Below are 386 nucleotides of genomic sequence, written 5' to 3' on the forward strand. Positions count from 1 at the left end.
ACTCAGGCCGAGCGGCTCGAACACCTCACGGCGCAGCAGCGTTTCGTACGGCGCGCCACCGGCCGAGGCGGCTACTTCTCCGGCCACGACATACGGCAGGTTGTCGTAGGCGTAGCGCGAACGGAAGCTATGCTCGAATTTCAGGTAGGCCAGGCCGGCGAGGATATCCTTGCGAGTGAAGTCGTTCGGCTCGGGCCACAGCATGAGGTCGCCCGCGCCTTCGCGCAGGCCGCTATTGTGGATCAGCAGGTCGCGTACCTGGATTTCGCGGGTGACCCAAGGGTCGCTCATGCGGAAATCCGGCAGGTACTTCGTCACCGGGTCATCCCAATGCAGCTTGCCTGCCGCGACGAGCCGGGCTAGCAGCGCCGTGGTCATTGCCTTGC

1 protein-coding gene is annotated in these 386 nt (G+C 64.8%); it reads right to left on the minus strand.

Features of this window, described 5'->3' with window-relative positions:
- On the minus strand, positions 1-386 hold a 386-nt coding region (locus CBX98_RS25565), incomplete at both ends, for a serine hydrolase domain-containing protein (RefSeq protein WP_146192920.1).

Origin of the sequence: Vibrio sp. T9, assembly GCF_003123985.1 — a bacterium.
Classification (GTDB): domain Bacteria; phylum Pseudomonadota; class Gammaproteobacteria; order Enterobacterales; family Vibrionaceae; genus Vibrio; species Vibrio diabolicus.